Origin of the sequence: Enterobacter sp. RIT637 (assembly GCF_019718755.1) — a bacterium.
Classification (GTDB): domain Bacteria; phylum Pseudomonadota; class Gammaproteobacteria; order Enterobacterales; family Enterobacteriaceae; genus Enterobacter.
In genome coordinates this window covers 752294-767221 of the sequence record NZ_JAIHAZ010000001.1, presented here as the reverse complement: position 1 = coordinate 767221, position 14928 = coordinate 752294, and the positions used below count along the sequence as shown (strand labels likewise).

The window sequence follows — 14928 nt, the reverse complement described above, 5'->3', positions numbered from 1 at the left end:
ATCTGCGTCACCAGACGCACTTTGTCCCACTGCTGGGATTCGCTCAGGCTGTTGCCCTCTTCGGTGGAGGCAAAGCCGCACTGCGGGCTCAGGCAGATTTGCTCCTTCGCCACGTATTTCGCCGCTTCTTCCAGACGCGCCTTCACCCCTTCCGGGTTTTCCAGCTCGCCGTTCTTGGTGGTGATAAGTCCCAGCACCACCTGCTGCTTGCCTGGGCGCACGAAACGCAATGGCGCAAAATCACCGCTACGGTCGTTATCGTATTCGAGGAAGAACGCGTCAACGTTGACCGTCCCGAACAGCACCTCGGCCACTGGCTCATAGCCGCCTTCGGAAATCCAGGTCGAACGGAAGTTACCGCGACAGACGTGCAGCCCGATGGTCAAATCGTCAGGCTTGCCTTCAAGCGCTTTGTTCAGCACGCGGGCATAGATCCGCGCCAGTTCATCCGCATCATCCCCGCGCTCGCGGATCTGGCGGCGCTGGTCGTCCGAGCAGAGATAGGCCCAGACGGTGTCGTCCAGCTGCAGATAGCGGCAGCCCGCCTCGTAAAACGCGCGGATGGCATCGCGCCAGGTGGTCGCCAGATCGTCAAAATAATCAGCCAGATCGGGGTAAACCGTGGCGTCGATATCTTTACGTCCCCCGCGGAAATGCAGCACGCTCGGGCTTGGAATGGTCATCTTCGGCTGCGCGTTACCGCTGATGCTTTTCAGGTAGCGGAAATCGTCCAGCATCGGGTGCTCGCCAAAGCCCAGCTTGCCCGTCACGCGAACGCCGTGGGCTTTCGTCTGCACGCCGTTAAACTGAATCCCCTGCTGTGAATCGTAACGCTCTACGCCCTGCAGGCCGTCGAAGAAATCAAAATGCCACCAGGCGCGGCGAAACTCGCCGTCAGTGACGACGTGTAGCCCACAGGCGCACTGTTGCTCGACAACGTGGCGGATGGCCTCATCTTCTACCGCACGAAGCTGCCCGGCATCAATCTCGCCGCTGGCAAATTTCAGGCGAGCCTGCTTGATGGCATCCGGGCGTAAAAAACTGCCAACTACATCGGCGCGGTACGGGGCGTGTTGTCGCTGCATGGAACTCTCCTCTGTCTGCCGGCGATGGTTGCCAACAGTGATAATTCATCATTTGAATTTTTAGACTTCTGGATGTCTAAATGTCCAAAAAAGATGTCATATCTGTCGCATTCCGGCAAACGAGAAAATTTCACCTGTGTTGAAAAAAATTCATCTTCACAGCGAAACGGGCGATCCCTCATGAGCAAACGTGAACCCTTCGTCTTCCCACCCGGTAATTCCCCCGAGCATGATTTTTACCGGCAGCCCAAGGCGGGCGAGCTTAAGCGCAGCCCTGTCAGCGCCGTTGCAGTGAGGTCCGGCGCAGTACACAACGAACAGCGTGCCCGACGGCCATTGCGCCATGCGCTCTGCGGTGATCTGACTCCAGGGCAAATGCAGCGCGCCGGGGACGTGGCGACGGGCAAACTGCTCTGCTTTCCCCACCACGTGCAGCAAAACAAAGTCCTGTTCATTGCTAGCAATGGCATGATGCACGTCAGCACAATCGGTCTCGACGCTCAGGCGACGCAGAAAATGGGCAACGGCTTCCTGCGGTTCTGCCGCCGGGATTTCAGTAACATAGCTCATGATCCTTCCTCATCTTGGGTGTTTGTGTTAACACTACTCTATCCAGAAATTCAGCCAGTGAATGCGTCCGCGTATGCCAGAAAACAGCAAAAAGATGACAAACTTAAGACAGGTTTCTCCCCCCAGTGTGGTCGTACTGGCCTATGACGGTTTGTGTACCTTTGAGTTTGGTGTGGCCGTGGAAATCTTCGGTCTGCCGCGCCCGGAAATGGGCGAGAGCTGGTATCGGTTTGCGGTTGCGGGCGTGGACGAGGGCGAGTTACGGGCAACGGGGGGCATCCGCATTCTGGCCGATGGCGATCTGGGCCTGCTTGAAGGTGCGGATTTAATCCTCGTACCCGGCTGGCGCGGTATTGACGCCGCCGTACCGGACGCGCTTTGTGAAGCCTTACGCCGGGCCAGCGCGCGCGGGTGCCAGCTGTTGTCCATCTGTTCAGGGGTCTTTGTGCTTGCCGCTACCGGGCTGCTTGATGGGCGAAAAGCCACTACCCACTGGCGCTACATTGAGGCGCTTAAAACGCGCTACCCGGCCATCGACGTGGTTGAAGACGTCCTGTATCAGGACGAAGGCGATATTCTGACCTCCGCAGGCAGCGCTGCGGGAATCGATTTGTGTCTGCACGTGGTGCGTCGGGATTACGGCACGGAAGCGGCAAACCGCGTGGCGCGGCGTCTGGTCATTCCGCCTCATCGGGACGGTTCCCAGACCCAACAGCTTAGCCGTCCGGTCGCACAGCTGCGGGAAAGTCAGCGTCTGGGCCAGCTGTTTGATTTCCTGCACCAGCATCTGGCTCTGGCGCACACCGTTGAGTCCCTGGCGCGTCGGGTTGGCATGAGTCAGCGCACCTTTCTGCGGCGCTTTCAGGACGCCACCGGGACCACGCCCACTCGCTGGTTGTTAAATGAACGTCTGCTGCGCGCCAAAGACTATCTTGAAAACAGTAAATTAAGCATCGACAGCATCGCTGAACAGACGGGGTTTGGTCAGGCCGCGACCCTGAGGCACCATTTCCGGCAGCATTACGCCCTTTCCCCTGCGCGGTATCGCAAGCAGTTCGCCCGCGCGGGCTGAACAGGGGCAAAAAAAAACCGCCATTAACTGGCGGTAAATGCTTGCATGGATAGATTTGTATTTTGGTATCTACGTTCCCGACATTCCATGCCGGGCTGCGGATCCCGTACAACCTATCACCATCAGACTCAACGAAAGGTAAACAGACCGCTTAACCTGCCTGAGTATTTATTTGCAGGTAACGCATCAGTCCCTGTTCCGCACTCTGTTTAGCATCATCATTAATCGCTTCAAGATAGAACGAGCGCGATACGCCATATGGCGCCTGGTCGGAAGGATAAACGGCAAACTGGAATGACTTTCCCTTCGCCTGATTAGTACAATTTAATTCCCAGCGCTGTTCGCTTTTCTGGCGGCTAATACACGCCACTCTGCCGTAGTCGCTGGTTAAATAGGAACCTACACGGGATTCCGCCGACTGAATATATTCTGGCGCGTCGTTCCAGGCATAATCCATCCCTGCGACCGCGCCAACAGATACCACCGCGAGAATTATGGGTATTATTTTTTTCATTGAATCAGACTCATTCCTTAGCCAGAAGAAGTCCATTATATAGGATTAATCTACTTTTTGATGTGTTTATTACATACCAAATTTGGCAGTATTAATGTAATTCAGTTTAATCCTAAAAATTAAGACATAACTGCCCTTTCTTTTTTCAGAATGTTACCGCTTCGCTATTTAAACAGGGTTACTGACAATCCCTTTTCGCTAATTTGAACTTCCGTATAATAACTCAAAGAAATTATCTGCATCATAGCCGTGAATTGTCATCCTGCGGTGAAAAAATGTTAAGAAAAGGCTTATCACTCATTATGCTGGTCTGCGCACTGTTTTCCGGGCAGCTGATGGCCGGGCATGAAGGACATGAATTTCTGTATGTGAAGAGCGTTGAGCATCAGCTACGGCATGAAGTCGACAGCGATGAGCTGCGTACCGCAGCGGAGGAATCAGCGGAAGGCTTGCGCGAGCACCACCAGTGGCAGAAATCGCGCAAACCAGACACCCATTTTCGCTAGTTAGCTGCCTTTACGCTTAGGCAAGGTTTTCATCAGCTCATCGGGGCTGACTGACGCCACGACGCTGCCGGGCTGCGGCATCTTAAAGATATGATTTTTCATTTTACCGATGACGTGCATTTCACACGGGCGGCAGTCGAACTTAAGCGTCAATACCTCGTCGCCGTTTACCAGCTGCATTGGCGTTGCTTTCCAGCTCTTGATATTCCCCTTCGCCTGTTTCGGACACAGGTTAAACGCAAAGCGCAGGCAATGTTTGGTGATCATCACCGGCACGTCGCCCTTCTCTTCATGCGCTTCATAGGCCGCATCGATCAGCTGCACGCCGTGGCGGTGATAGAATTCACGCGCCTTGTGGTTGTAGACGTTCGCCAGGAAGGATAAATGGGTGTCCGGGTATACTGGCGCAGGGACGGCTTCCCCTTTACGGCTACCGCGCGGGTACTGTGCCAGGCGCGCTTCATCCAGCATGTCGGCCGTTTCACGGCGGAACTGATTGAGCAGGCTGTTGGGGACAAACAGCGCATCCGGGAGATTCACGTCGATGTTACGGGCGTAATAAATCGTCTGGCCCAGCTTCGCCACGCCGTCCTTGAGGCTGTTCAGCGCTTTTTCCGCGTTGTTTGCCACCTCGAACAGGCCATCGAGCGTATGCGTCACGCTGATACCGTCTTCGCAGGTCATGGTCAGGATCAGCTGTTCTTCCCAGCCGCCAAGCTCAATATCTACCGCAATGCGGCGCTCGCTGGAGGTTTTCAGCAGCGCCTGCTGCCAGTTATGGTCAAGGTTACGGTTCAGCGCCGCGTTCGGGCGTGCTTTGTAGAGATCCGCTGGCATCTCGTTTGGCCAGACGCGATAGCGATTTTCGCCGGTTTTTTCCACGGTGTTTGCGCGGAAGCCCACGACTTCACGCTTGATCATCACGTTCAGGCCGTCTCCGTTCGCCAGCGGCTCCGTCACTTCCACGTCCAGATGATCTTTCGCCACTTTCAGCACTTCGCCAACCGGTAAACCGATAAACTTCGGTGAGTCGAACGCGCCGATATCTCCTTTACGGGCATTCACAAAGTAGTCGGTGCTGCCGCGATGGAAGGTTTTATCCGTCGACGGAATAAAGAAATGCTCTGTACGCCCTGCGGAAGCCCGCGCCAGGTCGCCGCGATCCTCGATGATAGCGTCCAGCATCTGGCGATAGTGCGCAGTGATGTTCTTCACGTAGCTCATGTCTTTGTAGCGCCCTTCAATCTTGAAGGAACGCACGCCCGCGTCGATCAGCGCGCCCAGGTTGGCGGTCTGGTCGTTATCCTTCATGGACAGCAGGTGTTTTTCGAAGGCCACCACACGGCCCTGATCGTCTTTCAGGGTGTACGGCAAACGGCAGGCCTGCGAGCAATCACCGCGGTTGGCGCTGCGGCCGGTCTGCGCGTGAGAAATATTGCACTGGCCGGAATAGGCCACGCACAGCGCGCCGTGGATAAAGAATTCAATCGTCGCGTCTGTCGCCTGGTGAATATCGCGGATTTGATTCAGGTTCAGCTCGCGCGCCAGCACGATCTGGGAGAAACCGACGTCAGAGAGGAATTTGGCTTTTTCAACCGTGCGGATGTCGCACTGGGTACTGGCATGCAGCTCAATCGGCGGAATATCCAGCTCAAGCACGCCCATGTCCTGAACAATCAGGGCATCCACGCCGGTCTGGTAGAGATCGGTAATCAGACGCTGCGCAAGCTCCAGTTCATCATCATGAAGAATGGTGTTCAGGGTCACGAACACTTTCGCCCCGAAACGGTGGGCGAACGGCACCAGCTCGGCAATGTCGCTCAGGCTGTTGCTGGCGTTATGGCGGGCACCGAAGCCAGGGCCACCAATGTAGACGGCATCAGCACCGTGAAGGATCGCTTCACGGGCAATGGCGGCGTCGCGGGCCGGGCTTAAAAGTTCAAGATGATGGGATTGCAGGCGCATACTTCGTCGTTATCCGTTATGGTCAAAATGGCGGCTATTGTAGTCAGAAGTATGCGTCAGCGAAACAGTTTTGCGTAGCCTCAGCGGGGATAATGGATGAGGGAGTGAAAATGCACCGTCCGTGCGCTGCTGTTGCGGTAGGCGTGCGGTTTGTCCCCGGCAAAACGCACCCCGGCGTTAGCCTGGATCGTGCGCCACTCGCCGTCGATGTTCATCTCCAGTTCGCCGCTGATCACCACCACATGTTCAATGACGCCCGCTTCGTGCGGCGTGGATTCGCTCAGTGCGCCGGGCGCGAGGGTAATCGAAAAATGGTCAAACCTCAGCGTCTCATCCCACGGGAATAACGGTTTCACTACCATCGCCTGCTGCTGTGGGTCGAATACGGCTTGCCCGTCCGCCTCTGGCGCGATGAAGGCTGAAAAGGGTACGTTCAGCCCGGTGGCGATTTTCCATAGCGTCGACACCGTCGGGCTGGATTCATTGCGCTCAATTTGGCCCAGCATGGCCTTTGAAACGCCCGTCTCTTCCGCCAGTTTCGACAGGCTCCAGCCGCGCGCCTGGCGCTCGGTCTTCAGGGTATGAGCAAGATGTTGAGTAATTTCCATTGTCCCTCCAGATACCGACACAGCATACCACTTGTACGCTATAACGCACAGTGTTACCTTATGCCGGACGTTATAACGCACAACGGAGTTTCTATGCGCCCTTCAACTCATCTCTTTCCTGCCGTCCTTGCCGGTTTTGTTGCCGTTCTGGTGGGTTATGCCAGCTCAGCGGCCATCATCTGGCAGGCCGCGGCGGCGGCGGGTGCAAATGCGCACCAGATTGCGGGCTGGATGACCGCGCTGGGCATTGGGATGGGTGTCAGCACGCTCGCACTGTCGTGGTGGTACAAAGCGCCCGTTCTCACCGCCTGGTCCACGCCCGGCGCGGCGCTGTTAGCCACCAGCCTCAACGGCGTGACCCTTGCCGAGACCATCGGCATTTTTATCTTTGCCAACGCGCTCATTTTACTGTGCGGCGTGACCGGGCTGTTTGCCCGCCTGATGAAGCTCATCCCGCACTCCCTCGCCGCCGCCATGCTGGCAGGCGTGCTACTGAGGTTTGGCCTGCAGGCGTTCAGCAATCTCGACGGGCATTTTCTGCTGTGCGGGAGCATGCTGGCGGCCTGGCTGGTGGCCAAAGCCCTTGCGCCCCGGTACGCCATTGTCGCCACGCTGCTGGTGGGCGGCGCAGCTGCATGGGCGGGAGGTGACGTTGTCACGGACGGTATTACCCTTTCTGTCATCATGCCGCAATTTGTCGCACCGGCGTTTACGTTTACCAGCCTGCTGAGCATCGGCGTGCCCTTCTTCCTGGTCACCATGGCCTCGCAAAACGCGCCGGGGTTCGCCACGATTAAAGCGTCGGGCTATCCGCTGGCGGTCTCACCGCTGATCGTCGTGACTGGCGGGCTGGCGCTGCTGTTCTCTCCCTTCGGCGTGTTCTCGATCTGCATCGCCGCCATTACCGCAGCCATTTGCCAGAGCCCTGATGCCCATCCGGATGCGGGTAAACGCTGGCTTGCCGCGGTGGCTGCGGGCGCGTTTTATCTCCTGGCAGGCGTTTTTGGCGGATCTATCACGGGACTAATGGCCGCCTTACCGCTCAGCTGGATCCAGACGCTTGCTGGTCTGGCGCTGCTCGGCACCATCAGCGGGAGTTTGTATCAGGCGTTGAATCACGAAGCGGAACGCGACGCGGCGATCGTCACCTTTCTGATGACGGCCAGCGGGGCAACAATCCTGGGGATTGGCTCTGCTTTCTGGGGGCTGGTGCTGGGTGGCATCTGTTACGCCGTGTTTTCACGCCGTCGCCGCGCGTAGCTGTGACGGCGTCATCCCCATGATGCTGCGAAAGCGGTTGCTGAAGTGGCTGGCGGAGTTAAATCCGCAAGCGAGAGCAATATCCGTAAGCGGCGTGTTGGTGTGTTGCACCAGCACTTTGGCTCTCTCCATGCGACGCTGCATAACGTACTGATGCGGCGCCAGCCCCATCGACTGACGAAACATTCTGGCAAAGTGATACTCGCTCAGCGCAGCCTGATCGGCGAGGTCTGCCAGCGTCAGCGGCTGGGAAAGATTCTCTTCGATAAATGCCAGGACGTTTCGCAGCACAAACGGCGATAGCCCGCCGGTGACGACCGGCAGCTTCCACTGCACGCTGGCGTAATTCTGGAGCAGATGCGTCAGCAAAAGCGTGGATGCGGTACTGAGGGTGAGCTGATTCGCCTTTTGCTGCCAGTCGCAGCCAAGCAAAAACTGGCGATAAAGCGCGGTGATTTTCGGATCGCTGCCGAAGATTTTTTCATCCAGCGTCAGCGACAGCGGGCGTTTATCCCAGATTTTTTCGCCAACGTCGCGCAGATGTTCATCGGTGCAGTACAGATGAACAAACGACAAGTCATCGCGGATATCCCACGTCGATTCGCTCTCTTTCGGCATCAGGCAGAAACGGTCAGGACCGCCGCCATTCTTCCAGCCGCCCGGCGTTTTTTGGTAACTCTCGTAGCCATCCGCCACGTACAGGCTGAGGGTGTGGTGATTGCTTTTTACGGTGATCGTATCGTGCTTGTTGTACCACGCCGCCAGTTGAATACCGGAATTGAGCGCGACCGTTTCCCGGAGCACCGCATTCTGTTGGCGTAGCGTTTCAAAGGTATCGTAAGCGTGAGACATAGCCGTAAACGGATGGTTGATCAGACCCTCAGTCTAAGAAGTGTTGACGCGCGATGCCAGCCTTCGCGCAACAAAAAAGCGCAAGAATTTGCAAGTCCTGAGCAAGCGGATGAAAGCAGCCCAGCGCCAGACGGGACAGACTGTGCTTTTCGCGGTATGAGAAGAGAGAAACAATGAACGCATTACTCTATGGACTGGTGGTCGTCATATGGGGAACGACCTGGATTGCAATTTTCCTGCAGCAGGGACCAGTCGCGGCCCCGGTGTCGATTTTCTGGCGCTTTGCCGTGGCAACCGCCACGATAATGATCGTCCTGCTTGCCCTTCGCCGTTTGCGCAGGATGGCCCTGCGGGATCACCTTTTTTGCGTGATGCAGGGATGCTGCGTTTTCTGCTTTAACTTCTGGTGCTTTTATGCCGCCGCCTCGCACATTAATACCGGGCTGGAGTCGGTGATTTTCTCCATGGCGGTGCTGTATAACGCCATTAACAGCTTTATTTTCTTCGGCCAGCGCCCGCCCGCTCGCTTCTGGACGGCCGCCGCGCTGGGCCTGGTCGGGATCATCACCCTCTTCTGGGACGACCTGCTCGCAAGCGGCTGGAGCGCCTCGTTACTGACGGGGATTGGCCTGTCGGCGCTGGGCACCTACGGATTCTCACTGGGTAATATGATCAGCATGCGCCACCAGCGTAACGGCCTGGAGACCATGACCACCAACGCCTGGGCAATGCTCTACGGTACGCTGGTGATGGGCGGTATTGCGCTCGTCAGAGGGGATAACTTTATGCCGGAGTGGACGGTAAGCTATATCGGCGCGCTGCTCTATCTGGCCCTTTTTGGTTCGGTGATTGCCTTTGGTGCCTACTTTACGCTGGTCGGACGCATCGGTCCGGGTAAAGCCGCCTACAGTACCCTGCTGTTCCCGCTGGTTGCGCTCTCTATTTCGACGATTTACGAAGGATACGTGTGGCACGCGAATGGGGTTGTCGGGCTATTGCTGATTTTGGGCGGGAATATGGTGATGTTTACTAAGCCAGAAACCTGGTTCAGACGACTGAGAACGGCATAAAAAAAGGCCTGCATCTCTGCAGGCCCTGTTTCATTATTTCGCTGTTTTATGCACATCAAACATGGTGGCATCTGTCGCCATGTCATCCACAACCTGCTTCAGCGTCGCAAAGCCCATCTGCGTATTTTCGTTAGCCAGTTCTTTCCCTTCGCCTTTACGCACCACTTTCATCACGGTTTTGTTCGTTGCCGAATCAATCAGTTCACCTTCGAAGTACAGGTGCGTGTCCATGGTACGGTGACCGGTTGCCATTTGTGTACCCGCAACAATCAGCGCGACGGGCACCACTTCATAGAACTGCAGTCCTTCTTTCTGCGAACTCACGCCGGTGATGGCCCCGCGGAAGATCAGGCTGTGTTTGCCTGGCTTCGACACAACGGGTTTACGCTGACCAATCGCCGTTTTCATTTTGGTGTTGGTATAGGCCAGAAGCTCATCAAGCGTTTTTTGACCAATCTGAGTCGTCGGTTTTGGCGCTGGATAATAGGTTATCGGCGTCCAGAGAATACTGTCGTAATTCGCTTCGTTATACGAAGGGTCTACCCAACGCAGCGTTGGTTTCCCCGTCGCGGACGTGGTTTGCTGTAAGCCTGAATAATCTTTTAAAAAGCCTGAATATTGTTCGGGAGCGGCAACTTTCGATGCACAGCCAGCCAACGCCAACAGACCAGAAAGCACTGCAACTTTAAAAAAAGTGTGAGTACGCATGATGGTATTCCATGTTATCTGCAAGTATGCACTTGAAGTTATAGCAAAAGATGGAGGGATTTGTTGTGGCAAAAAATGATGCAGGTAGCACAAATTGCGAAAAGACTGCCCGAACGCGGTCCGGGCAGGACAAAATTACGGCTTAATATCCACCTGCCAGAACAGATGCTTACCAAACGGGTCTATTTCGTAGCCAGTCACTTCCTTACGCACCGGTTCAAATATTGTGGAGTGCGCAATCATGACGGCTGGCATCTGGTCATGCATCATCTGCTGCGCCTCTTTGTACAAGGCAATGCGTTTATTCTGATCGGTTATCGATTTTGCTTCGGCAATAATTTTATCAAAGGGTTTGTAGCACCATTTGGCCGAATTCGAACCCCCGTTGGCGGACGTACAGGTAAAAAGCGGGCCAAAGAAGTTATCCGGGTCGCCCGTGGCTGTTGTCCAGCCCATCAGCGCAGCCTGATGCTCGCCCCCTTTCACACGTTTGAGGTATTCCCCCCACTCATAGGTGACGATTTTGGCCTGCACGCCAACCTTCGCCCAGTCGGCCTGAATCATCTCCGCCATGCGCTTCGCATTCGGATTATAGGGACGCTGCACCGGCATCGCCCACAAGTCGATGCTGACGCCGTTGGCAAAACCGGCCTCTTTCAGCAGCGCTTTCGCCTTTTCGGGATCGTAATCGTAATCCTTAAGCTCGCTGTCTGCGCTCCAGACGCCCGGCGGCAGCAGGTTTTTCGCCGCAGTGCCGGTGCCGTGGAACACCGCCTCAATGATGGCCGGTTTATTAATGGCCATCGCCAGCGCCTGACGGACTTTTACGTTATCCAGTGGCGGCTTTTGGGTATTGAAAGCCAGAAAACCGGTATTCAGCCCGGCTTTGCTCATCAGGTTGATATCTTTGTTCGCCTTCATGCGCGGCAGATCGGCCGGGTTCGGGAACGGCATCACCTGACACTCGTTCTTCTCAATTTTGGCAAAACGCACGGACGCATCCGGCGTGATGGTGAAGACCAGGCGGTCCAGCTTCGATTTACCCTGCCAGTATTCCGGGAACGCCGTGAATAAAATGCGGGAATCTTTCTGATACTGCGCGAGCCTGAACGGCCCGGTCCCGATAGGATCCATGTCGACCTTCTCCGGCGTGCCCGCCTTTAGCATCGCGTCGGCATATTCCGCCGAAAGAATCGAGGCAAAATACCATGCCAGATCGGCCACGAACGGGGCTTCCGGGTGAGCCAGCGTAAAGCGCACGGTATGGTCATCTACCTTATCTATGGCGGTAATCAGGCTGCCGAACTCCAGACTTTCGAAGTTGGAATAGCTGCCGTTGGAGACGTTATGGTACGGGTGATTGACATCCTTCTGGCGCATAAACGAGAAAATGACGTCGTCGGCGTTAAAATCCCGCGTCGGCTTGAATGCTTTGTTGCTCTGGAATTTCACCCCTTTTCGCAGATGGAAGGTGTAGACCTTGCCGTCGTCGCTGACCTCCCAGCGCTCCGCCAGGCTCGGCACCAGCTCCGTTGTGCCGGGTTTGAAATCGACCAGCCGGTTATAGACCGGCACGGCGCTGGCATCCACGCTGGTTCCCGAGGTGTATAATTGAGGATTAAAGTTTTCCGGCGATCCTTCGGAACAATACACCAGCGTTTTCGCGGCAACGGTGGAACTGACCGTCAGTGCAGCAAGTGCCAGCGCTAAAGTTGTGAGTTTGCTTTTCATCATTTATTCCTGTCTTTTTAATTCGACGGCTAATTAATTCTTTTGCCATTTCATAAATAACATTAAAGTGATGTGGCAAACACCTGAAAAATAAATAAGGAACAAATCACTATGGGCTCGCCGCTTTCCAGACAATTAACGCACCGTTTTTTCCGCTATCTCGCCATCACCAGCCAGAGCGACCCCAAAGTCAAAACCCTGCCCTCCACGCCAGGGCAGCATGATATGGCGCGAGAGCTGGCGCAGGAGCTGGCGCAGCTGGGTTTAGACGACATCGTGATTGATGAATTTGCCACGGTAACGGCGGTAAAAAAAGGCAACGTGCCCGGTGCGCCGCGCATCGGCTTTATTACCCATATTGATACCGTGGACGTAGGATTGTCACCGGATATTCATCCACAAATATTAACCTTTACCGGTGAAGATCTCTGTCTGAATAAAGAGAAAGACGTCTGGCTGCGGGTGAAAGAGCACCCTGAAATTCTGGCTTATCCTGGTGAAGAGATTATTTTCAGCGACGGAACCAGCGTATTAGGCGCAGATAATAAATCGGCGGTGACGGTGGTGATGACGGTGCTGGAAAACCTGACGGCGGAACATCAGCATGGGGATATCGTCGTGGCATTTGTGCCTGACGAAGAGATCGGCCTGAACGGTGCCAAGGCGCTGGATCTTAAGCGCTTCGATGTCGACTTTGCCTGGACCATCGACTGCTGCGAGCTGGGTGAAATTGTCTACGAGAACTTTAACGCGGCAGCCGCTGAAATCCGCTTTACCGGCGTGACGGCGCACCCGATGTCCGCCAAAGGCGTGCTGGTGAATCCCCTGCTAATGGCGGCTGACTACATCAGTCATTTTGACCGCCAGCAAACGCCGGAGTGCACCGAGGGGCGTGAAGGCTATATCTGGTTTAACGGCATTCAGTCCGGGCAGAACGAGGCCGTTCTTAAAGCCAATATCCGGGACTTTGATAAGGACAGCTTTGCCGCCCGCAAGCAGCAGATTGCCGACGTTGCGGCGCTGATCGCAGCGCAGCATCCCACCGCGAAAGTGGACGTCCACATTGAAGACACCTACAGCAATATCAGCAATGCGATTGGCGAAGACAGGCGCGCCATCGATCTGATGTTTGAGGCGATGGAATCACTGGGCATCACGCCGAAACCCACGCCGATGCGCGGCGGTACCGACGGCGCGGCGCTCTCCGCTAAAGGGCTGCTCACCCCGAACTTCTTCACCGGCGCGCATAACTTCCATTCGAAGTTTGAATTCCTGCCGCTGTCGTCGTTCGAGGCGTCGTATAAAACTGCCCTGCAGATCTGCCTGCTGGCCGCCCGTTAAGCGGGCTTGCGTGCCAGCATAGTGGCAAAGCGCAGCTTAATGCGGTTGCCGTTTTCGTCGGTGCGGTGCAGTTCGCCCACCTCTTCGTTGTATTTGAGCAACTCCCAGCCTTCATAGTAGTTGCTCAACTCACCGGCTTTAAACGCAAACGGGAAGCCAACGGTGCACGGGTAGTCCGCCGTATCCATGGCGGCAACGATCAGGTTGTAGCCGCCCGGCGTCGTGCAGCGCTGCATATTGGCGATAAGACCAGGGATGGTTTTCGCGTCCAGGAACATCAGCACTACGGTGGAGAGGATAAAATCGTACTCGCCGTCAAAGCTCAGGTGGTTAAGATCTTTGATCGCGGTCTGCAGCGTCGTAATCCCTTCTGCCGCTTTGATGCGCTCGATGTTATCAATGCTCATCGGGTTTTTATCCCAGGCGGTGACCTCAAAACCATTGGCCGCTAGGTAAAGGCTGTTACGGCCATTGCCGCAGCCTAGATCCAGCGTTTTACCAGGTTTAACGATCCCCGCGCTGTACAGCACCTCTGAGTGCGTACGGGTTAAACCATATTTCTCTGTGAAGTAATTTTCGTCGACAACCATTATTTTTCCTCAGATTGCATAAGCTGCGCTTTATCAGTGCGCACCAGAAGTTTGCCCTGTATCAGCAGGATAAATGTACGAACCAGCAGCATCCCAATGATGAGATTGGTAAAGATAAACAGCGGCACGGCAATGGCGTGTAAGAATCCAGACGAACTGCCGTGCCCCAGATGCAGCCCCGTGGTAGCCAGAGCCGACACGCCGAACGAAAAACTCCAGAAGGAGGCGTTAAACGGCTGGGACAAATACCACGGCAGCAGGCGCAGCATAAACAGCAGCTGCAACAGGCCGTAGCCGAACAGCATTTTGGCGAAGGTGTCGGCTTCCCCACCGTTGACGCTAAACCAGGCGCTACACGCCACCAACGCGGGCGCCAGCTGAATGCCTAAAGAGGTACGCTGCGCGGGGGGAAGCTCGCCGGCGCTGCGAAGACGCTGGAGGATCACCGGCTCCAGGCTGAGCCAGGAAAAGACGCCTGCACCGAGGAAGACGAGCCCTGCGTCGTTGAATCCCAGAGCTCCGCACGCCATTGCGCTGATAAAATTATTCGCCACCGTTGGCAGATATAATCCCGGCGTGGTGGCCTCCTGCGGGTGCGTCCCCCGCCATAGCCCGGCGCTTTGCCAGGCAGCATAGGCAAGCTGCACCACCACGCCCACACCGAATAGCACCAGCGATACCGGGCGGAACCAGGGTACAAAGCCAATGGCAACCAGCATGGTGGTGGCAGGAAAAAGGCTGACGAAGCTGCCCATCACCGGGTGGCGCATCTCTGCCAGCACGCTGTGCGGGAAACGGATGGCACGGGTTATAAACGCCGCCGTCAGTAAAAACCAGCATGTAACCGCGAGAGCGACCAGAATCTCACCCGGCCAGCGCGTCACCGGCCACAGGGTGCTGGCGTATCGCCAGGCGAAACCCATGCCGATGATGCCAAGCACCATGCCAAAATACCCTGCGGGAAGGTTAAGCACCTGTTGGGATTTGTTAAAGTTATTCATTAATTTGAATTTTTAAAATGTATTTTAAATGCCATTTTAAGGGGTTTCCGCGACG

General features: G+C 55.7%; 15 protein-coding genes. 5 read left to right on the top strand and 10 right to left on the bottom strand.

Going from position 1 to position 14928, the window contains the following annotated elements; translation table 11 throughout:
- Positions 1 to 1085 (bottom strand): cobalamin-independent methionine synthase II family protein (locus tag K5E19_RS03625; RefSeq protein WP_221550012.1); only part of this gene is annotated, 1085 nt, incomplete at its 3' end.
- 156 nt (positions 1086 to 1241) lie between these two features.
- Positions 1242 to 1655 (bottom strand): rhodanese-like domain-containing protein, encoded by a 414-nt coding sequence (locus K5E19_RS03620; RefSeq protein WP_221550011.1) that lies wholly within the window; start codon positions 1653 to 1655, stop codon positions 1242 to 1244.
- Positions 1656 to 1728: 73 nt separating this feature from the next.
- Between K5E19_RS03620 and ftrA the strand changes: the two genes are divergently transcribed.
- Positions 1729 to 2727, top strand: coding sequence for a transcriptional regulator FtrA (ftrA, locus tag K5E19_RS03615; RefSeq protein ID WP_221550010.1), 999 nt, complete (start codon positions 1729 to 1731; stop codon positions 2725 to 2727).
- A 151-nt stretch (positions 2728 to 2878) separates the two neighbouring features.
- On the opposite strand, the gene K5E19_RS03610 is transcribed toward ftrA, so the two are convergent.
- Positions 2879 to 3241, bottom strand: a complete 363-nt coding sequence (locus K5E19_RS03610; RefSeq protein WP_221550009.1) for a hypothetical protein — start codon at positions 3239 to 3241, stop codon at positions 2879 to 2881.
- A gap of 275 nt (positions 3242 to 3516) precedes the next feature.
- Between K5E19_RS03610 and K5E19_RS03605 the strand changes: the two genes are divergently transcribed.
- Positions 3517 to 3747: a DUF2554 family protein gene (locus K5E19_RS03605; RefSeq protein ID WP_221550008.1), complete on the top strand. Its 231-nt coding sequence runs from the start codon at positions 3517 to 3519 to the stop codon at positions 3745 to 3747.
- On the opposite strand, the gene K5E19_RS03600 is transcribed toward K5E19_RS03605, so the two are convergent.
- Positions 3748 to 5712 carry a U32 family peptidase gene (locus tag K5E19_RS03600; RefSeq protein WP_221550007.1) on the bottom strand — a complete coding sequence of 655 codons (1965 nt, stop codon included), beginning with the start codon at positions 5710 to 5712 and terminating at the stop codon, positions 3748 to 3750.
- 80 nt (positions 5713 to 5792) lie between these two features.
- A complete protein-coding gene (locus K5E19_RS03595; RefSeq protein WP_221550006.1) occupies positions 5793 to 6320 on the bottom strand; it encodes a helix-turn-helix domain-containing protein in 528 nt (175 codons plus the stop codon).
- 93 nt (positions 6321 to 6413) lie between these two features.
- Here K5E19_RS03595 and K5E19_RS03590 point away from each other — a divergent pair, with 93 nt between their 5' ends.
- Entirely contained in the window at positions 6414 to 7580 is a 1167-nt protein-coding gene (locus K5E19_RS03590; protein WP_221550005.1) for a benzoate/H(+) symporter BenE family transporter, read from the top strand.
- On the opposite strand, the gene K5E19_RS03585 is transcribed toward K5E19_RS03590, so the two are convergent.
- Complete coding sequence (locus K5E19_RS03585; protein ID WP_221550004.1) at positions 7560 to 8432, bottom strand: AraC family transcriptional regulator; 873 nt, start codon at positions 8430 to 8432, stop codon at positions 7560 to 7562. The two genes, K5E19_RS03590 and K5E19_RS03585, sit on opposite strands and share 21 nt — an antisense overlap.
- A gap of 173 nt (positions 8433 to 8605) precedes the next feature.
- On the opposite strand from K5E19_RS03585, the gene K5E19_RS03580 reads away from it, so the two are divergent.
- A complete protein-coding gene (locus K5E19_RS03580; protein WP_221550003.1) occupies positions 8606 to 9502 on the top strand; it encodes a DMT family transporter in 897 nt (298 codons plus the stop codon).
- Between the two features lie 33 nt (positions 9503 to 9535).
- On the opposite strand, the gene K5E19_RS03575 is transcribed toward K5E19_RS03580, so the two are convergent.
- Positions 9536 to 10210 (bottom strand): DUF3313 domain-containing protein, encoded by a 675-nt coding sequence (locus tag K5E19_RS03575; protein WP_221550002.1) that lies wholly within the window; start codon positions 10208 to 10210, stop codon positions 9536 to 9538.
- A gap of 135 nt (positions 10211 to 10345) precedes the next feature.
- Positions 10346 to 11941: an ABC transporter substrate-binding protein gene (locus K5E19_RS03570; RefSeq protein WP_221550031.1), complete on the bottom strand. Its 1596-nt coding sequence runs from the start codon at positions 11939 to 11941 to the stop codon at positions 10346 to 10348.
- A 111-nt stretch (positions 11942 to 12052) separates the two neighbouring features.
- On the opposite strand from K5E19_RS03570, the gene pepT reads away from it, so the two are divergent.
- The gene (gene pepT / locus K5E19_RS03565) at positions 12053 to 13282 is read left to right on the top strand and encodes a peptidase T (protein ID WP_221550001.1); all 1230 of its coding nucleotides are present in this window, start codon (positions 12053 to 12055) and stop codon (positions 13280 to 13282) included.
- On the opposite strand, the gene tehB is transcribed toward pepT, so the two are convergent.
- Entirely contained in the window at positions 13279 to 13872 is a 594-nt protein-coding gene (tehB, locus tag K5E19_RS03560) for a tellurite resistance methyltransferase TehB (protein ID WP_221550000.1), read from the bottom strand. The two genes, pepT and tehB, sit on opposite strands and share 4 nt — an antisense overlap.
- Positions 13872 to 14873, bottom strand: coding sequence for a dicarboxylate transporter/tellurite-resistance protein TehA (tehA, locus tag K5E19_RS03555; protein ID WP_221549999.1), 1002 nt, complete (start codon positions 14871 to 14873; stop codon positions 13872 to 13874). Before tehA ends, tehB begins: the two co-directional genes overlap by 1 nt.
- Positions 14874 to 14928 lie beyond the last annotated feature (55 nt).